General features: G+C 53.7%; 13 protein-coding genes. 1 reads left to right on the forward strand and 12 read right to left on the reverse strand.

The window, feature by feature from the left end; genetic code table 11:
* Window positions 1–64 precede the first annotated feature (64 nt).
* The 6 genes from E0L21_RS15790 to yahO all read right to left on the reverse strand — a co-directional run bounded on the left by E0L21_RS15790 (window position 65) and on the right by yahO (window position 6,418).
* Window positions 65–1,123: an HNH endonuclease family protein gene (locus tag E0L21_RS15790; RefSeq protein ID WP_131411110.1), complete on the reverse strand. Its 1,059-nt coding sequence runs from the start codon at window positions 1,121–1,123 to the stop codon at window positions 65–67.
* On the reverse strand, window positions 1,110–3,383 hold the full coding sequence (locus E0L21_RS15795) for an AAA family ATPase (RefSeq protein ID WP_131411112.1): 2,274 nt from the start codon (window positions 3,381–3,383) through the stop codon (window positions 1,110–1,112). The genes E0L21_RS15790 and E0L21_RS15795 overlap by 14 nt, the downstream gene beginning before the upstream one ends.
* 193 nt (window positions 3,384–3,576) lie before the next feature.
* Window positions 3,577–3,978, reverse strand: coding sequence for a fucose-binding lectin II (locus tag E0L21_RS15800; protein ID WP_131411114.1), 402 nt, complete (start codon window positions 3,976–3,978; stop codon window positions 3,577–3,579).
* Between the two features lie 10 nt (window positions 3,979–3,988).
* Window positions 3,989–4,390 carry a fucose-binding lectin II gene (locus tag E0L21_RS15805; RefSeq protein ID WP_131411116.1) on the reverse strand — a complete coding sequence of 134 codons (402 nt, stop codon included), beginning with the start codon at window positions 4,388–4,390 and terminating at the stop codon, window positions 3,989–3,991.
* Window positions 4,387–5,958: a type 2 periplasmic-binding domain-containing protein gene (locus E0L21_RS15810; RefSeq protein WP_131411118.1), complete on the reverse strand. Its 1,572-nt coding sequence runs from the start codon at window positions 5,956–5,958 to the stop codon at window positions 4,387–4,389. The genes E0L21_RS15805 and E0L21_RS15810 overlap by 4 nt, the downstream gene beginning before the upstream one ends.
* A gap of 184 nt (window positions 5,959–6,142) precedes the next feature.
* Window positions 6,143–6,418, reverse strand: coding sequence for a DUF1471 family periplasmic protein YahO (gene yahO, locus E0L21_RS15815; protein WP_131411120.1), 276 nt, complete (start codon window positions 6,416–6,418; stop codon window positions 6,143–6,145).
* Between the two features lie 224 nt (window positions 6,419–6,642).
* On the opposite strand from yahO, the gene tehA reads away from it, so the two are divergent.
* Window positions 6,643–7,596, forward strand: a complete 954-nt coding sequence (gene tehA, locus E0L21_RS15820) for a dicarboxylate transporter/tellurite-resistance protein TehA (RefSeq protein ID WP_131411122.1) — start codon at window positions 6,643–6,645, stop codon at window positions 7,594–7,596.
* A 42-nt stretch (window positions 7,597–7,638) separates the two neighbouring features.
* Here the strand turns inward: tehA and glgX are convergent, their stop codons facing one another.
* The 6 genes from glgX to fdnG form a co-directional block, all read right to left on the reverse strand.
* Complete coding sequence (gene glgX / locus E0L21_RS15825) at window positions 7,639–9,717, reverse strand: glycogen debranching protein GlgX (RefSeq protein WP_131411124.1); 2,079 nt, start codon at window positions 9,715–9,717, stop codon at window positions 7,639–7,641.
* A 71-nt stretch (window positions 9,718–9,788) separates the two neighbouring features.
* The gene (gene treY, locus E0L21_RS15830) at window positions 9,789–12,299 is read right to left on the reverse strand and encodes a malto-oligosyltrehalose synthase (RefSeq protein ID WP_131411127.1); all 2,511 of its coding nucleotides are present in this window, start codon (window positions 12,297–12,299) and stop codon (window positions 9,789–9,791) included.
* The gene (treZ, locus tag E0L21_RS15835) at window positions 12,296–14,083 is read right to left on the reverse strand and encodes a malto-oligosyltrehalose trehalohydrolase (RefSeq protein ID WP_131411129.1); all 1,788 of its coding nucleotides are present in this window, start codon (window positions 14,081–14,083) and stop codon (window positions 12,296–12,298) included. Before treZ ends, treY begins: the two co-directional genes overlap by 4 nt.
* Window positions 14,084–14,189: 106 nt before the next feature.
* On the reverse strand, window positions 14,190–14,831 hold the full coding sequence (gene fdnI / locus E0L21_RS15840; protein ID WP_131411131.1) for a formate dehydrogenase-N subunit gamma: 642 nt from the start codon (window positions 14,829–14,831) through the stop codon (window positions 14,190–14,192).
* On the reverse strand, window positions 14,824–15,711 hold the full coding sequence (fdxH, locus tag E0L21_RS15845; protein WP_131411133.1) for a formate dehydrogenase subunit beta: 888 nt from the start codon (window positions 15,709–15,711) through the stop codon (window positions 14,824–14,826). Before fdxH ends, fdnI begins: the two co-directional genes overlap by 8 nt.
* Window positions 15,712–15,723: 12 nt before the next feature.
* Window positions 15,724–18,774 carry a formate dehydrogenase-N subunit alpha gene (gene fdnG / locus E0L21_RS15850; RefSeq protein ID WP_131411135.1) on the reverse strand — a complete coding sequence of 1,017 codons (3,051 nt, stop codon included), beginning with the start codon at window positions 18,772–18,774 and terminating at the stop codon, window positions 15,724–15,726.
* Window positions 18,775–18,833 lie beyond the last annotated feature (59 nt).

Below are 18,833 nucleotides of genomic sequence, written 5' to 3' on the forward strand. Positions count from 1 at the left end.
AAATGCAAATAAATGCCACCACCGTGCAATAAGCAGGCAACTTATTGAAAAATAATGATTTAATTTATCTCAGCCGCAACCCGACGGGGATCCTTGACGTCATGTTTCTGAAAGTACTTAGGTTAAGACGTGGCACCGGAAGCGGATGTGATACAGGTAGATCCAGAAGCGCCTCAATATGAATGCCCGCTGCGCGATATCTCTGGTAAGTCCCTAGCGCAACGTGTCGACGAATATAATCCCGAAGCAGGCCAAGGTAAGGTTCACCAGGCTCCAGCATCTTCTTAACCTGCCCCAACAATCTTGCAATTTGTTGTTTCTTAGCCGTACAGCGCGCCACCTCTCGTGGATCAAGTGCATCTAATTCTATGATCGGATCCTCTAAATTCATCAGCTTTTCTTCCAGATCAACCAGCTTCTTTTTCCTCGCTTCAACTAAGTGCTTACGTTGCAAAGCGTAGACATGGATTGAATAAACTGCTTTTTTATTACGGCTATTTTTAGGATGTATTAATCCATCATCGTCATAGGTGAAATAGAGCTCTGGGTTTTCAATACAAGGATTGATCAGCAGTCGATGATCCTCTTCGCTTTTGAATTGCATCTCACTACAGGTGTGTAGACGAAGACGTTTTGTTTCATCGGCAAGAGGGAACTGTGTGCCTTTTCCTAGTGAGATTTTATCGGGCTGACCCGGAACCTGGTGTTTCACTTTCCGATTACAATGTGGACATGCCACTAATAAATTCAGCCAATCACCCGCTAACCAGTAATAGCCTGGTCGAAGTGTTTTTTTGTCCTGCGTCGAGATCTGATTTTTAGGCCGAAAATGTTCTATCTCTGCTGAGGTTACTGCTGCGAAATCAGATTCACAGTAAGCACATTTTTTCCCAAATATTTTCTCAAGTTCTGTAGCCAATTCTTTGTCTTGATAAATAGTGAATTGAAACGGAGATTTAGTTAATTTCTTATTATTGGAAAAATTGTTCGGATCGGTGAAAAATATTATTGCATCATTGCGTTCACTCATAGCCATTGTCGGTGTAGGATGGCCATTTTGATCAAGCGGCGCTGTATAAATACCGATAAGCGGTGCTGATTGACGACGATTAATTTTGATCATTGTTTTGCAGCCTGTTATTTAATACATCCTGCCAGATATTATTAACTGTGCTGATCGTTTCCGGCTTCATATCATGAATGCGCAAGAACCCTTTATCTTTTTTATTGGCAATAAGTTGATCGATTGCTTCAAACATCAGCTGTTCGCGCGGCGTCTCGCCAATATAGCGTCGATCCTTCAATTCAATCTTTAATTGCTCAAGCCGCTGAGATTGTTCTCGATCCTTTTCAGGTAAAGCGAGCAGCGCATAGTATTCATCAAAGATCGCCTCATTTTCCGGATCCTGCGTACTGTTCAGGCCAAAAAATGCAGAGGTTAATAACTGTTCCACACGGAAATCCGCCGGGTTTGGCAAATCGCTCAGCAAGTTGATACCTTCACCATCACGCTGCATCACACACACCTCTCCCGCGCCCAGGCCACGCAGGCAGAGCGGATCATGGGTGGTGCAAATAAATTGCATTTCCGGGAATGCCCGTTTTAACGCGCTAACAATGCGCATTTTCCACGTTGGATGCAGGTGACAATCGAGTTCATCCACCAGCACGATGCCTTCGGCGCTACCAGGATCGCCCCAAAACTCCGTCGCTATCGCGAGTATATCCACACACAAGGCAATCACCGTCTTGTAACCATCACTAAGCGCGGTCAGCGGTAAAGGTTTTTTGTCATTCATAACAACCATAATGGTGTTATTTCGCTTGACCAAAATGTCGTTGTTATCCAGGCCTAACAAATCTTTTAACGCGCGCGCGCTGAGATCAAAGATCTCTCGCTTCTGCTCTAACAGCCACTCTTCTGCGGAAATCAGTAACGAAAGCGGATCGAACAAATTATCGAATCGTGCGTAGCGTATCGCTTCTTCTTCATGCCAACGGAATTGCGGCGGCATTTTTGATGCGGGTTTTAATAACCGTGTCGCGCCGTACCCAAGTAGAACAAACTGGACATCCCTGGCCTCGCTTGCGCCTGTCACCGTGGCGCTGCCTTTTGCATAGTCGACTAATGCTGATTTATTTGCAGCACGTAAAAACACTGCCCGGTCACGATAAATATGCAACGAATGAGGTTTAACAAAACCACTCACCCGGATTTCAATAGTGACTTTTTGCCGTTTAGACCTGATCCAGGTTTTAGGATCGATACCGTTTTCGTTCACTAATTTTGCAAAGTTGTCCGCGCCGCTCAAACAGAGCGCGATGGCTTGCAAAACCGAACTTTTACCCGCGCCATTTTCACCCAACAGCATTTGCCAGTTACTGGCGACATTAAACGTTAACTCATCAATGCCTTTAAAATTAGTGATTGTTACTTTTTGTATTTTTCGGCTTTGCGACCGCGAAATAGCAATGCCCCGACTGTTGCGTAAGGAGAAATCAGATTGTTTTAACTCAAAATCCCTGACTTTTTCCCATATTCCGCTCACTCTTTTCTTTGTAACTGGCAGGGTTGAATTCAACCAATGAAAAGCATCGTATCCAGTATCGCGCACAATCTTTTTAAGCTCTGCCGAAATGAGTTGGCGTTTTATCGCTGCATACTCAGCATCATCAGCGGTTAACGCCTCCAGATGACGAAGTACAAGCAACCGCTGATTTTCTGAGCCGACTCTGGAGGCAGAAACAAGCATATCCAGGACACTACGAACCATAGCCAGCGCACTTCTACGCGCTTCGACCAATGTCGGGCGATTAAGCCCGATGATGGTGATCGTCATCTGTCCCTCTGGCGTCTCACTGAGGATGTTTCCTTCCCAGTCATAGACAAAATGCCGGGCAGGATCACCAGAAGTCGGGTCCAACAATAACGGCTTTTCGCGTTCTTCCCATCCAGGCTCAAAGGCGCGCTGTGTTTCATCTTCAAGAGGAAAGCGGCTCGACTTTCCCGATATGACGCCATTATATTGATGCGGTCGATTACATGCGGGGCAACTTAACAGCAAATTTTCCCACTGGCTTGCCAGCCACCAGTATCCTGGGTGATTCCGGCTCTCTGCGACGGCGCCCTTAGGTCTGTAATGGCAAATATCCCCGGATACCGTTGAACTTATCCGTGATTCACACCACGCACACTTACCCTGAAAGAGATCATACAGCGCACTTTTGACCTCTTTGCTTCTGAAAACCTTAAATTCAAAGCGACTCTGCAAATGATGCGCCTGCTTATAAAACACCGCCGCTTTCTCTTTTTCTGCCTCTGCCGCGCCACCAGGCAGTAACACGGATGGAATGGCGACACGCCCCCTGTCTACGAATAACATCGTTATTTCCCTTTAAATCTCTGTGCGCAGGCACGCTAGCGCCCGCATAACAGACAGATTGCGAGAGAAAGCATTCACCGAATGGATAAATGATTTTGCCAAACCAACAAGGGAAATCAAGGTATATCAGGGAAATGGGCCATTTCGGCGAGAGACAGGAGTGCCGAAGCACTCCTGATGAGGGAAAAACGCCTTACCCTACGTTTTCAAACCATTGCAGCTGGAAAAATGAGTCATTGTAATCTTTGTCGGTTGAATCCTCGCTGGCGAAGATATATTTGCCGAAAAAGACTGACGCGCCGCGGGTAATAATATCCTGTGTCCAGAGAACGTTTGAAAAACGTTGTCCGCCGTTGGTGCCGATCAAAACAGTATAATTACCCGAGTTATCCGCCTGAAAAAAACCACTGCCAACTTGCGTTGGCGTACCGCCGCTTGAGCTTGCACCCTGCACGGTAAACACCACGTTGGAGAGGCTGTCTTTCAGTTGAATAAACTGGTTCGCCGAGCTTTGTACCAGCACCGACCAAAAGACGACTTTACCCGGCGGAATAACGATAGCAATGCCATTGCCACTAACAGGTCCTATCGACATGTTCTTCTCCTCAGCCAATGCTGTTAAACCAGGTTAATGTCAGGCAGGTGTCGTTATAGTCCTGATCGGCACCATCTTCGGAAATAAAATTAAAGCAACTGGAATAGATCTGGCTGCCGATATTGAGCGTCATTTCCTCCCACATCACTTGCGACCAGGATTGCCCATTGTTGTAGCCCAGATAGACGGTATATGTTCCCGTCCCGGACGCGACAAACGTTCCCTGGCCGATCTGCGTCGGTGAATGCCCACCTGTCGATGCTCCATTGGCCTGAAAGACCGGGTTATTCGCCGAATCCCGCACCTGAACGTATTGCGCCCAGGACGCCTGAACATTAGCCGTCCAGAAGACCGTTTTTCCTGGCGGCAACGTAATCACGATGCCATTTCCTGAAACCGGGCCGACACTCATAATTTGCTCCTGCTTTCGCCTGAAGTTGGACGCGGCTGCGTCTTCGCGTGGCCGGTCGCGAGCAAAGTTTTCGCGCTGTCGCCACAGTCAAATTGCGGGCGCTGTGCTTTCAGCGCGGCGCAAATCTGGGTATCCATTGTCGTTTGAACGGATTCGGTGAAGTTATTCGGGAACGGTGCTGCCGTATCAAAGATCGGGCGCAGTTGCTGGTAATAAGCGTTATTAACGATCTGCGACTGCTGCCAGAAAGGCTGGGTAGCCACCAGCAGCGTGCGCCACGGCGTGCCGGCAGGAAGATCCTGAGACTGCACGATGTAATTTTTCATCGCCACGCCGGTCATCATGGTGGTGAATGCCTGTGCGTCACGACTGCACTGGCTACCCGGCTTGCAGGTGGCCGCGCTGGAAACGAAGCTATCCTGGAATAGCAGTGGCTGTGCTTTTTGTCCCCACGGCACCGGAATGACATACAACGGTGCGCTTTGCGACGGACGATAAAGGTTCACGTAGAACGACTGTTCAGAAAACCCCATCTCCGTACTGGATTGCCCGGTGGCAAATGCCTGCTCAGGGGTCACGCCCGTGCCATTGTAAAAATAGCCGTTGGTACATTGATTAATACCGACACCTTTTTTCTGGCAAGTGTCCGATAAGGCAACCAACTGCGAAATCACTGCGTTATCCGGCGGCATTTGCATGGCCTGCGGCATTGCGTTCAGGCCATAGCGCTGCACATAGGCGTTGATGTAATTGGAAGGCACCGCCCAGTGCCCATTAAAACTGCCTGCCAGCGCCGGCACTGCAGAGGGCAGCGAGTTCATATAGCTCAGTAAATTATCAAGCGTGTTTTGCTGGGTAATCGCCTTGTCAAACGCGTAGATAAAATTCATACACAGCCAGCTGGGAATACCCCAAAGTTGGCCTTTATAGGTCGATCCGGCAAGTGCAACCGGCCACGGCGCATCTCCGCTAATTTGCGCGGGGTTGATAAGCTGGTTATCCGCCAGAAATCCCAGATACAACACATCCAGCTCAACGACATCAAACCCCTCCGTTCCCAGAATGGTGCGCAGCTTATTGAAGTCATAAATCTTGACCTCCTGACTAAGCACGGCATTCAGCAACACGTCCGGATGTTGTGCCTGCCAGGTTTTCACCACATAAGCGACCAGGCTTTCAAAATTATCCGTCGGTAACGTGGGCAGGTACGAATAGAGCGACACGTTAAGCACGCGGTTTTGCTGGCCATTCAGCACCAGCGTCTGGTTCGGCCCTTTCGGGGTCAGCGTCATAGCACGGGTTTGCAGGTTATTGCAGTTCGCCCAGTTAATGATCGGTGGATTGGGTCGGCTGGTATTTTGCCCGACATAAAAACTTTGCCCTGGCTCAACCTTAATAAACCAGTCGAAGCTGCCGCCGGACGCGCGGGTCCAGCCGTCAACCGTACAGGTTATCGGCGATGATGAAGTATTTTTGAGAATTAACTGACCTGCAAACACGCCAGTGCTGGCAAGGATGAATAATACGATGGCAAAGACGCGCATCGTCATTCGTAAGATGACGCCCATACAAACTCCTCTATTACTGCGGTAGAAAAAAGAAAATAGATGCGCAGGCATATTTACGCTGCGCACCAATATATTCAGCCAATAAGAGTCTTTAAATTAAAACCTAACTATTACGATATTCGATATATTCAGACCAGATTCTTTCGCAAATAAAAAACCTCCAGCAGGAGGAGGTTTTATTCTTCTATTTTTTCTTGTAAACATCGGCCGTTGCGTGGATTTTTTTCCTTGTTTGATCGGACGTTACGACATACACATCGCCGCCCTTTTCATCCGCCAGCTTGCTTAACGCATGGCGGGCATCCATTGGTGACATCTCGTCGGATGTTGCAATCTCGCCAACCTTTTCATATTGCGAAGAAACTTTTTCAAACTCTGATTTTTCCATTAATTTAGCGGCCCAGGCATTACTCGCCAATAATGTTAACGCGCTAATAATCACTAAACTTTTTTTGTTCATCAGGCATTCTCCGGATTGTTTTGAGATGGCTGTAAATAACAGAAAAGCACAGTCGATCATTTACTCTTTAACGGTAGACCAAGCCATAAATAATTCAATGTGATTAATTAATCGGTTATTTAATCAACATATTAAGCTGAATAAAAAGTAAAACGTGCATATGAAATGTCATATATAATGGCGCGCGTCTTACTTCAGGGCTTATACATTTCAGGAGTTTGGTGATGAAAGATTCACACCTCAACCTTCCAGCCGGTTACTTTGGCATCGTGCTTGGCATCATCGGGCTGGGTTTTTCCTGGCGTTTTGCTGCCACTATCTGGCCAGTCACGCTGCTGCCTGCGGATGGCTTAATCATTCTGGCGATGGTCATCTGGGCGCTACTGATGCTGGCATTTATTAGTAGAATGCTCCGTCACGGCACGAGCGTGCTGGAGGAGATCACCCATCCGCTGAAAAGCAGTTTTGTCAGCCTGGCACCAGCCACCTCGATGCTGGTCGCCATTGGTCTTGCGCCGTGGTTTCACACGCTGGCGCTGGGGCTTTTTCTTGTTGCTGTCATTGTTCAGCTTGCCTACTCCGCCTGGCAAACCGCCGGATTATGGCGCGGTCAGCACCCGAAAGAAGCCACAACGCCGGGGCTTTATTTGCCAACGGTTGCCAACAACTTTATCAGTGCGATGGCCTGCGGCGCGTTCGGTTTTAACGATGTCGGGATGTTGTTTCTCGGCGCAGGGATCTTCTCCTGGCTGAGTCTTGAGCCTGCGATCCTGAGCCGGATGCGTAATCTTGATGAAATGTCGCCCGCCGTGCGCACATCGCTTGGCATTCAGATGGCACCTGCATTCGTGGCCTGTAGCGCCTGGCTGAGCGTCAACGGCGGGCAGGCCGATGTTTTCGCCAAACTGTTGTTCGGCTATGGCTTGCTGCAGATGCTGTTCATGATAAGGCTGATCCCCTGGTACAGTTCGCAGCCGTTTAACCCGTCGTTCTGGAGTTTTTCATTCGGCGTGGCGTCACTGGCGACCACCTCGATTCGCCTTGGACACGGCACCCCAGGCGGCGCACTGTACTGGATGTCATTTCCGCTGTTTATCGCGGCCAATTTGGTGATCGCGCTGTTGATGGTAAAAACCTTCGCGCTGTTACTGCGGGGTAAGTTATTGATCCGCGCATAAAGTAGAATGCGCCAGGCAAGCATGCCACCTGGCGCATTCTGTTTACGGGCGACGGAACAGCACGATACTGCGTCCTTCCAGTTCGAAATCCTTCTCTTTGGTGATCACAATCCCGCTTTTCGCGCTATCCGCGGTGGTCAGCTCCAGCACCCAACCGCCTTCGCCGAACTGCGGAATGCGAAACGGCACTGTACCTTCAAACGGGTTAAACAGCATCAGCACGTCATGCCAGATCCCTTCTTCTTCCTGCAAATCCGGACGCCCGATATAAACGCCAAGCGTCGTGCCTTCATCCCACTGTTCCGGCAACTGCTCGCCGCCGCCCGCGTTGTACCAGCGGATCTCCATACCATCGCGCCAGTTCTCGCGCCGCAGGATCGGCTGCGAAGCCCGCAACGCCAGCACATGACGGGTGAATTCTAACAGCGCTTTACCGTTGCCGCTTTGCGGCGCGTCCCAGTCGATCCACGAGATTTCGCTGTCCTGGCAATAGCCATTGTTGTTGCCCTGCTGGGTGCGGCCAAACTCGTCCCCGGCCAGCAACATTGGCGTGCCGTGGGAGAAGAACAGCGTAGCGAGGAAGTTGCGTTTTTGCCGCTCGCGCACGGTGTTGATGCCTTCGTCTTCGGTCGGCCCTTCCGCGCCGTAGTTGTAGGAACGGTTATCATTGTGGCCGTCGTTATTGTCCTCGCCGTTGGCTTCATTATGTTTTTCGTTGTACGACACCAAATCGTTCAGCGTAAAACCATCGTGGGCGGTAATAAAGTTCACACTTGCCCACGGGCGGCGTCCGCGCTGATCGTACAGATCGCCGGAGCCCAGCAAGCGGGCGGCAAAGTCCGTCGACACGTTATCGCCCTTCCAGTATTCACGCAGCGTGTCACGGTATTTGTCGTTCCACTCCGCCCAGCCCGGCGGGAAACCGCCCACCTGATAACCGCCGGGGCCGATGTCCCACGGTTCGCCAACCAGTTTCAGTCTGGATAACAGTGGATCCTGCGTCATGGCATCAAAAAAGCCGCCGCGCTGGTCGAACCCTTCTGGCTCGCGCCCAAGAATGGTCCCCAGATCAAAGCGAAAACCGTCGATATGCATCGATTCTGCCCAGTAACGCAGCGAATCCATCACCATCTGCAACACGCGCGGATGCGAGGTATTCACCGTATTGCCAGTACCGGTGTCATTGATGTAATAGCGGTGCTGATCCGGCAAGGTGCGGTAATAAGAGAAGTTATCGATGCCTTTAAACGACAGGGTTGGCCCCAGTTCATTGCCTTCTGCCGTGTGGTTATAAACCACATCGAGGATCACTTCGATCCCGGCATCGTGAAACGCCCGTACCATATCGCGGAAGCCCTGAATGCCGCGCGGCCCGTAATAGCGTGACGCCGGAGCGAAGAAACCGAGCGTGTTATAGCCCCAGAAATTGCGCAGGCCTTTATCGAGTAAATGCTGATCGTCCGGGAACCAGTGTACCGGCAGCAACTCGACGGACGTAATGCCGAGACTTTTGATGTACTGCACGGTGGCCTTATGTCCCATCCCTTCGAACGTACCGCGCAACTCCGGCGGCAGCGCCGGATTAAGCTGTGTGAAGCCTTTAACATGGGTTTCATAGAAAACCGTGCGCGGCCAGGGAATGTTCGGTCTTGCGCCATCCTGCCAGTCGAACGCTTGCGGGTCGATAACCCGGCATTTGGGTGTAAACGGCGCGCTATCCTGGGTATCAAAGGTCAGGTCTTTATCTTCATGGCCTAAATCGTAAGCGTAATGGGCCGCGTTCCACTCGATATCGCCGACCAGCTCGCGGGCATAAGGGTCAATCAATAATTTATTCGGGTTAAACCGGTGACCGTTTTCCGGCTCAAACGGGCCATGCACCCGATAGCCGTACAGCGTGCCGGGTTGCAGGCCTGGCACATAACCGTGCCAGATCTCGTGCGTGTTTTCCGGCAGATCAAACCGGGCGATCTCCTGCTTGCCATCGGGGGCGTATAAACAGAGCTCCACACGATGCGCATGCGCTGAAAAAAGGGCAAAGTTGACGCCCTCGCCATCGTAATTCGCACCGAGTTGCTGGCCGTGCCCCGCCGTGATGTAAAAACGTTTTCCGTCAGACATTGCTTCCCCTTGATCGCCTGTAAAGTCTCACCAGACATAACGATTGATGTACCGCACCCTTTTCTTCGCAATCACGCACTGACCAGTACCGCAAAGGTGAAACCGCCAATCGATCGCAGATTCACTTTGTCGGTGAGAAAAACCTCCTCTGAGCTGAGTATGTGCCGGTAACGCCGATTCGCCAGTTCCGGCGGCAAAGCAATATTGGCCCCCGCCAGGCTGCCGTCGAGCGCATCGAATAGCAGGCGCGGAGCGAGCACAATTAACGCATCCTGATTTTCCACGCGCGCAAAGGCGATCAGGTGCTCCGCCTCTTCGCCCGAAACGGTTAACGGCAGATAGGCTCCCCGGCGGAACAGCGACGGCATCTGCTGGCGTAAATGCAGCAGCCGGTAGATGAAAAACTGCTTTAATTGCCCGCTCGACCAGCTCTCCTGTGAATACGGATCGGCCTGCTCTTCATCCACCAGCAAGCGCTCCAGTTCGGCGTAATCCGGCTCCAGCCGGTTATCCGGGTCGACCAGGCTGAAATTGAGCGCTTCGCTGCCCTGGTAGATATCCGGCACACCGGGTGCCGTCAGTTTGATCACCGTTTGCGTCAGGCTATTGACCATCCCGGCGCGGATAAACGGCTGTAGCGAGGCGGTAAAATCGGTTAAAAACGCGCTGTTATCCGGCGATAACAAATGACGCACGTAATCGAGCACCGCCTGTTCATAGGCGTCGTTAGTTTCGATCCAGTCGGTGCGCTGTTTCGCTTCGCGCAGCGCTTTTTCGACAAACGCCACAAACCGCTCTTCCAGCGCGCGCAAGCCCGCCACGTCATCTGCTTGTAAGTTGACCGGCCAGACGCCCGCCAGCGCCTGGTAGATCATCCACGCCACCATCGGTCGCGGCGCGTGGCCATCGTCGAGCAGTTGCACTTTGGTATGATTCATCTGCCGCCAGCGCGCCACGCAATCCGCCCAGCGTTCGGGCGCTTCCGTCAGGGTATAGAGTCGCGCCCGGGCGTCTTCCCCGCGTTTGGTGTCATGGGTTGAGGTGCCGGAAAGCGCATCCGGCTGGCGCTCAAGCCGGGTTTTCATCTCTGCGTGGAAGCGATCCAGAGAGAAGGTGCGCGGTAGTGGCTCCGCGCCGACTTCGTTAAGTGCCAGATCGACATGCTGGCGGAAAAAGAGCGTATCTTCGACGGATTTGGCCATCAGCGGCCCGGTGAGCTGCTGAAAGCGAGTGCGAAAACGTGCCGCCGCGCTCAGCGCGCTTTTCGCGACATCGCCAAGCAGAATGCGGCTTACAAAGTCGAGCGCGTCAGCGTCCGGCGCATACGGGCTACGCTGAACACTCTCGACCACCTTACGTAACAGCGCGGCGTCAGCCGCCGGTAGCCCCTGTTCCGTGCCATAAGTGCGATACACCGGAAAGGCGATCAATAGTTCGCGCAACGCCTGGCGCACCGCGTCCTCCTGCGGCACCGGGATTTCCGCGTGACCAATAGTGAGCGCCAGCGACACCAGCACGCTGAATTCACCGTTAAAGTTACGATCGACCATCAGCAGTTTGGCCGCACGTAGCTCGTCGTGCATATTCACGCGCCGCCCGGCAACGCTGTCATAGGCTTTTCGCAGCTTATCGAGCTGCGCGTTATCAACCAGCACATCTGAAAGCGCGGCGATAAACTCATACCCGGTGGTGCCGGATACCGGCCAGTCCGCCGGAAGATGCTCGCCTTTGCCGAGGATCTTCTCCACCGTGAGATAACATTCAGCGCCCACCTTCTGGCGTAAGCGCATCAGATAACCCTGCGGATCGGCCAGCCCGTCAACGTGATCGATACGCAAACCGTCCACCGCGCCGCTGTGCACCAGTTCGAGGATCAGCCGGTGCGTATCATCAAATACCGTTTCATCTTCCACGCGTACGCCAACCAGGCCGGTGATTTCAAAAAAGCGCCGGTACGAGAGGTCATTCGCCGCATCGCGCCAGCTCATCAAACGCCAGGGCTGCTGCGCATGAATTTCAGCGATTAGCGCGTGATCGGTCTCGCCGATAAGTGCCTGCTCCCGTCCTTGCCAGCTTTCCGCCACCAGCGGATAAAAGTTGTCGTAATAGGCCAGCGCCGGTTCGCCGGTCAGCGGATCGGCTTTTATCGCCAACTCGCCATTTTCCAGCACAACGTCAAAATCATCGCCGAGAAAAGGCAGCGTCAGCCGCCGCGACCAGTCAATGTCGAAATGGTGCGCATACTGGCTTTTTTCGCCTTTGGCAATCACATCGCGCCACCAGGCGTTTTCCAGCGAGGCCGCCATATGGTTTGGCACAATATCCAGAATCAGCCCCAACCCGGCACTTTTTAACGCACTCACCAGCCGGTCAAACCCTTCACGCCCGCCAAGCGTGGGATCGATCTCATTGGCGTTAGCCACGTCATAACCGTGGGTGGAACCGCTCGCGGCGGTGAAAATGGGCGAGGCGTAAAGGTGGCTGATGCCAAGGTGTTTAAGATACGGAACCAGCGTCGCGGCGCGATCAAACGTCATTCCGTTACGAAACTGCAAGCGGTAAGTCGCGGTTGGCGTATTCACATTCCCTCTCCCAAAGCCAGACGGACAATGAACGCATTCGCCGCCAGTTCATCCTGCCCGCGCGGCCAGGCCACCAGCGTTTTACCGGGCAGATCCGGCAACGGTTGCGCAGCCTTGCCAATATTGAGCGCCAGCGACAATGTTCCTTGTGAGAAGCGCCAGCGGACAGCGACAAACCCCGGCGCGGTGGCGATCACTTCCCCATTTTGCCGCTGCGCATGAGTCAGCAGCGGCACCACATATTTCTGGCGCAGCGTCAGCCAGTCGCGGGTTTGCGTTAGCCAGCGCTGACCGCTCTCCTGCTGCGTTTTCGCCCAGTCCAGTTGTGAACGGCTAAAGGTTTCAGGCGCATTCGGATCGGGAACCGCTTCCCCCTCATGTCCGGCGTGGCCCTGGAATTCCCGAGCCCGCCCTTCGCGCACGGCGCGCGCCAGATCGCCGTGAAAATCGGTAAAGAACAGGAAAGGATTGGTTTCGCCATACTCTTCACCCATAAACAGCAGCGGAATATGCGGGGAAAACAGCAGCGCGCCGAGCAGCACACGCGTTCTCTCCTCGCCCGCTAGGGTGATGAGCCGCTCGCCCTGCGCGCGGTTGCCGGTCTGATCATGGTTCTGGATAAAATCGACAAACGCCACCGGCGGCTGGTTGCGGCTGTCCACCCCGCGGGGTTCGCCGGTTGAGGGGGCAATCTCGCCCTGGAAGGCAAACCCTTCGGTTAATGCACGCGCCAGCCACACTTCGGGCTTATCCGCAAAATCCTGGTAATAGGCATGGGTTTCGCCGGTAGCAAACACATGCGCGGCATTATGCAGATCGTCGTTCCACTCGGCGGTAAACAGCGGCGCCCGACCATCCGGTTCATGCGGATGCAGCGCAATAATGTTGCGGGAATCTTCAGTGGTCAGATGTACCGGTCTGTCGGTGATCTCTTCACGAATACGGCGGGCAATCTCCACCAACACCGGCGGCTCGGTGCTGTCTTCAATCTGATCGATGGCATCAAATCGCAGCCCGTCGAGGTTGTATTCGGTAAGCCAGTAGAGCGGCGCTTCAACGATATAACGCCGCACGGCATCAATGTCATACGCGATGCCCGGCCCCCACGGCGTCTGGCGTTCAGCGTGGAAAAAATCCGGCGACAGCGCGGGTAAATAGTTACCTTCCGGGCCAAAGTGGTTGAGCACAATATCCAGCACCACTAAAAGGCCATAGCCGTGAGCGGCGTCGATAAAGGCTTTAAAATCATCCGGCGTGCCATACGCCGAGTGCGGCGCATAGAGCAGCACGCCGTCATAGCCCCAGCCGCGATTGCCGCCAAACTGGGAGACGGGCATCACTTCTATCATCGTGATGCCAAGTTGTGCGAGATACGGCAGTTTTTCCATCGCCGCGCGAAAGGTGCCCTGCGGGGTGAATGTGCCGATATGCAGCTCATAAACCACGGACTCTTGCCACGGGCGGCCTTGCCACTGCGGGTGTTGCCAGACGTAATGATCCGGGTCGACGACCAGCGAAGGGCCATTAACATCGGACGCCTGCGCGCGCGAGGCGGGATCGGGAACCACCATGCCATCGGCCAGCACAAACTGGTACGCTGTGCCGGGTACGACGTTATCAACAGTCAGTTCAAACCAGCCATCATCAAGGCGTTGCATTGGCAGTTCGCCGACAGGCAAACGCAGAGAAATCTGCTGTTGCCCGGTGGCCCATAAGCGAAAACGCACGCGACCATTCGCGAGGTATTCGGCTCCCCAGCTTTTACAAAACGATTTTGACGCCATGCAATTACCTCTCCACGATGTCACGAAGAACAATCATAGACGATAATCTGCAAAGCCATTGGCGGGCCGCCCGGTGATGCACGCGCATACCGGGCGGTGAATTGCGTTACTGCTGTTGTTTTTCTTCTTCGGCTTCGACGTCGCGATACCAACGCGGGTGGTGTTTCTTCGCCCAGCGGCGGCTCACTTTGCCTTCAATCATGCCTTTGATCGATCCTTTCACCCAGAACGCCATATACATGTGCACCAGAATGGCAAGCATCAGGATAATGGCGGAAGTGGCATGCGCCAGCAAACACCAGCGGATCAAGGCGATAGGGAAAAAGTGGGCAAAGTACGGACGCCAAATCACCACGCCCGTCGCCAGCAGCAGCGAAATCATGCTCATGATGGTCCAGAACATCATTTTCTGCCCGGCGTTATATTTGCCGACATCCGCGACTTTGTGCTCATTGCCTTTCAGCACCTCGACAATGCCTTTGATCCACGGCAGATCTTTTTTGTCCGGGATGTTGTGGTGGACAAAGCGCCCGAAAATAAACATCAGGATCAAAAAGATCAGTACGCCAAAGAACGGGTGCAGAATGCGCCCCATCTGCGGCGTGCCGAAGGTTTGCGTCAGCCAGTGCAGCGTCGGGAAAAAGAGCGCGATACCGGATAACGCCACCAGAAAGAAGCAAATCACTACCGTCCAGTGGCACGCCCTGTCGATAAATTTGGTGCGCAGGATCATTTTGCTTTTATTCATGGTCGTGCTCCTCTTCATCGTCATCCGTCTCTTTGTTCGGTCCTACGCCGATGTAGTGGAACAGCAGACCGGCAAAAGTGGCGATAAACCCGGCGGCGGAGAGCGGCTTGAGAATGCCTTTCCACAGATTAACCGGCACATCAATTTTCGGTTCTGCAGGCAGATTGTGATACAGCCCTGGCTGGTCGGCATAATGCAGCACATACATCACATGCGTACCGCCCACGCCCTGCGGGTTATAGACGCCCGCGTTGGCGTAACCGCGTTTTTGCAACTGCGCCACGCGTTGCTCGCCAAGCTCCAGCATCTCGGCTTTGGTGCCGAAATGAATCGCGCCAGTCGGACAGGTTTTCACGCAGGCCGGTTCCTGGCCGACGCTAACGCGATCGACGCAGAGCGTGCATTTGTAGACCCGGTTATCGTCCGGGTTGAGACGCGGCACGTTGAACGGGCAACCGGCAATGCAGTAGCCGCAGCCAATGCAGTGCTCCGACTGAAAATCGACAATGCCGTTGGCGTACTGAATAATCGCCCCTGCCGACGGGCAAGCTTTCAGGCAGCCCGGCTCCGCGCAGTGCATACAGCCATCTTTGCGGATCAGCCACTCCAGCTTGTCGTTTTGCGTCGTCTCGCTAAAGCGCATTACCGTCCAGGATTTGGCGCTTAAATCGAGCGGGTTGTCATACACCCCGGCGCAGTAACCCACGTCGTCGCGGATATCGTTCCACTCGGAACAGGCCACCTGGCAGCCTTTACAGCCGATACAGGTGGATACATCAATCAGCTTTGCCACTTCGGCACGAAAATCCCGTGCCTGCGGCGGCGGCGTAAAACCGTTGGTCGCTGAACGTTTAATAATGTCTTGTGATTGCATGGACATGGTTTCGCTTCCTTACGCCTTCTCAATATTGACCAAAAACGCCTTATATTCCGGCGTCTGCGAGTTAGCGTCGCCGACAGACGGCGTCAGCGTATTGGCCAGGAAGCCTTTGCGGGTGGCCCCTTCAAAACCCCAGTGGCACGGAATGCCGACGGTATCAACGCGGCGCCCGTCGATAGTCAGCGTCTGCAAGCGCTTGGTCACTACCGCTTTGGCTTTGATAAAGCCGCGTTTCGACATCACCTTAACTTCGTCTCCCGCGAGAATGCCCTTCTCTTTGGCCAGCGCTTCGCCAATCTCCACAAACTGATCCGGCTGCGCGATAGCGTTAAGGCGGGCATGTTTCGTCCAGTGGCGGAACAGCTCGGTAATCGAATAGGTAGTGGCGACATACGGGAACGCATCCGCTTTGCCCATATTGGGTTTGTCGGCGGCAAAAATACGCACCACCGGGCTGGAAACCACCGCCGGGTGTAGCGGGTTGGTATCAATCGGCGATTCGATCGGCTCGTAGTGTTCCGGGAACGGGCCGTCGTTCATTTTGTCGATGGAGAACAGGCGCGCCACCCCTTCCGGGTTCATGATAAACGGCCCGACATTGCTACCCGGTGCGGCCTGGTTGTAATCGGCAACGTCCATTCCCGTCCAGCGCTGACCATCCCAGTGCAGCAACGCACGCTTCGCATCCCACGGTTTACCCGCCGGATCGGCAGAGGCGCGGTTGTAAAGAATGCGGCGGTTCGCCGGCCATGACCACGCCCAGCCCGGCGTACAGCCCAGCCCGTACGGATCGCTGTTATCACGATTCGCCATCTGATTACCGCGCTCCGTCCAGCTACCGCAATAAACCCAACAGAAGCTGCTGGTGGATCCGTCATCACGTAGCTGCGCAAAGCTGCTTAACTGCTCGCCTTTTTTGGCGATCAGCGTGCCCTTGTCATCAAACAGATCGCGCAGCGCTTTGCCGTTGGCTTCGCGGGCCACTTCTTCCGGGTGCGGATCGTACGGATCTTTATAATCCCAGGACATGTTCAGCAGCGGTTCTGGGTTCGCCCCGCCTTCGGCTTGATACAACTCGCGCAGGCGCATAAACAGGCGGCCCAGGATTTTGGCGTCGTGCAACGCTTCTCCCGGCGGCTCGGCGGCGGCCCAGTGCCACTGCAACCAGCGCCCGGAGTTGGCAATGGAACCGTCCTCTTCGGCAAAGCAGGACGATGGCAGACGGAACACCTCAGTCTGGATCTCCGCCGGGTTAACATCGTTCATCTCACCGTGGTTTTGCCAGAAAGTGGAGGATTCGGTCGCCAGCGGATCGATAACCACCATATATTTCAGTTTCGCCAGCGCGCGTGATGACTTGTTCTTATCCGGGAAGGCCGCCAGCGGGTTGAACCCTTGCACGATATAACCGTTGATTTTGCCCTCGGTCATCAGCTCCGCCTGGGTCATCACGTCATAGAGACGATCCCATTTTGGCAGCCAGTCGTAACCCCAATTGTTCTCCGCCGTGGCGCGATCGCCCCAGAAACTCTTCATCATGCTGATGAAAAACTTCGGCGTATTTTGCCAGTAGTTCACTTCATTCACCCCCAGCGACGGCGGCGTGATCTGTGAAATATAGGTCTGATAATCCGGCTGTTTTTCCGAGGGTAACGGCATATAACCCGGCAGGTTGGTCGACAGCAAACCTAAGTCGGTATAGCCCTGAATATTCGAGTGACCGCGCAGCGCGTTCACGCCGCCGCCTGCCATACCGATATTACCGAGCAACAGTTGCAGCATCGCTGCTGTACGGATGATCTGCGCCCCGGCCGTATGATGCGTCCAGCCCAGCGCATAAAGAATGGTGGCGGTGCGATTCGGCACGCTGGTGCTACCGAGTACCGAGCAGACATGGGTGAAATCTTTCACCGTGGTACCGCACAGGCGGCTAACCATTTCCGGCGTATAACGCGCAACGTGGGCTTTGAGCAAGTTCCACACGCAGCGCGGGTGGCTCAGCGTCTCGTCGCGCAGTGCGTTGCCCTGAGCGTCGAGTTGGTAGAACCAACTGGATTTGTCGTACTGCCGTTTTTGCGCGTCGTAACCGCTGAACAGGCCGTCGTTAAAGGCGTAATCCTCGCGAATAATCAGGCTGGCATTGGTGTAGTGACGCACATATTCATGCTGGATCTGGTCATGTTCAATCAGATAGCGGATCGCGCCAAGCAGGAACGCGGTATCGGAACCGGCACGGATAGGCGCATAGAAATCGGCCACCGCCGCACTGCGGTTAAAGCGCGGATCGACAACCATCACGGTGGCGTCATTTTTGGTTTGCGCTTCCACTACCCACTTAAAGCCCACCGGATGCGCTTCAGCGGCGTTACCGCCCATGATCAGCACCACGTTGGCGTTTTTGATGTCCACCCAGTTGTTGGTCATCGCGCCGCGACCAAAAGTCGGCGCCAGCGCGGAAACGGTCGGGCCGTGGCACAAACGCGCCTGACAGTCGATCGCCACCATGCCCAGCGCGCGGGTAAATTTGCCGTCAAGAATACCGGTCTCATTACTGGCGGCGGAAGAACAGAGCATGCCGGTGGTGGTCCAGCGATTGACCGTTACGCCCTGCGCATTTTTTTCAATAAAGTTTTCATCGCGATCTTTTTTCATTAACCGCGCGATTTTATCAATTGCTTCATCCCAGCTAATTCGCTGCCATTTATCTGAACCCGGCGCACGATATTGTGGATGTAATAAACGATTTTCGCTGTGAATATAGTCCAGAACGCCAGCGCCTTTTGGGCACAATGAACCCCGGCTCACCGGATGATCGGCGTCGCCTTCAATGTGATAAATACTTTCACTGACGTTTTTCGCATTATCACCGAGGCTGTACATCAGCATGCCGCAGCCGACTGAACAATAGGTGCAGTTATTTCGCGTCTCTTTTGCTTTTAAGAGTTTATATTGACGGGTTTCCGCCTGAACGGAAAAAGAAGATAAAAATCCGAGAGATGCGACAGTACTTCCTGCCAGACCGCCCGCGCAGATCCGAAAGAACTGCCTCCGGTTGAGCTCCATTTGTCCTCCAGCTTAAACTTAAGACATGAAAAGGGACGGAGATTATAAGGATATTCTCA

The organism is Kosakonia quasisacchari (assembly GCF_004331415.1).
GTDB classification, from domain to species: domain Bacteria; phylum Pseudomonadota; class Gammaproteobacteria; order Enterobacterales; family Enterobacteriaceae; genus Kosakonia; species Kosakonia quasisacchari.

Bases quoted from the DNA above. Each gene is read 5' to 3' on its own strand.
- fdnI (WP_131411131.1), bottom strand. From the start codon at position 14,831: ATGAATAAAAGCAAAATGATCCTGCGCACCAAATTTATCGACAGGGCG.
- glgX (WP_131411124.1), bottom strand. From the start codon at position 9,717: ATGTCTGACGGAAAACGTTTTTACATCACGGCGGGGCACGGCCAGCAA.
- E0L21_RS15790 (WP_131411110.1), bottom strand. From the start codon at position 1,123: ATGATCAAAATTAATCGTCGTCAATCAGCACCGCTTATCGGTATTTAT.
- tehA (WP_131411122.1), top strand. From the start codon at position 6,643: ATGAAAGATTCACACCTCAACCTTCCAGCCGGTTACTTTGGCATCGTG.
- E0L21_RS15800 (WP_131411114.1), bottom strand. From the start codon at position 3,978: ATGTCGATAGGACCTGTTAGTGGCAATGGCATTGCTATCGTTATTCCG.
- E0L21_RS15805 (WP_131411116.1), bottom strand. From the start codon at position 4,390: ATGAGTGTCGGCCCGGTTTCAGGAAATGGCATCGTGATTACGTTGCCG.
- E0L21_RS15795 (WP_131411112.1), bottom strand. From the start codon at position 3,383: ATGTTATTCGTAGACAGGGGGCGTGTCGCCATTCCATCCGTGTTACTG.
- yahO (WP_131411120.1), bottom strand. From the start codon at position 6,418: ATGAACAAAAAAAGTTTAGTGATTATTAGCGCGTTAACATTATTGGCG.
- E0L21_RS15810 (WP_131411118.1), bottom strand. From the start codon at position 5,958: ATGGGCGTCATCTTACGAATGACGATGCGCGTCTTTGCCATCGTATTA.
- fdnG (WP_131411135.1), bottom strand. From the start codon at position 18,774: ATGGAGCTCAACCGGAGGCAGTTCTTTCGGATCTGCGCGGGCGGTCTG.
- fdxH (WP_131411133.1), bottom strand. From the start codon at position 15,711: ATGTCCATGCAATCACAAGACATTATTAAACGTTCAGCGACCAACGGT.
- treZ (WP_131411129.1), bottom strand. From the start codon at position 14,083: ATGGCGTCAAAATCGTTTTGTAAAAGCTGGGGAGCCGAATACCTCGCG.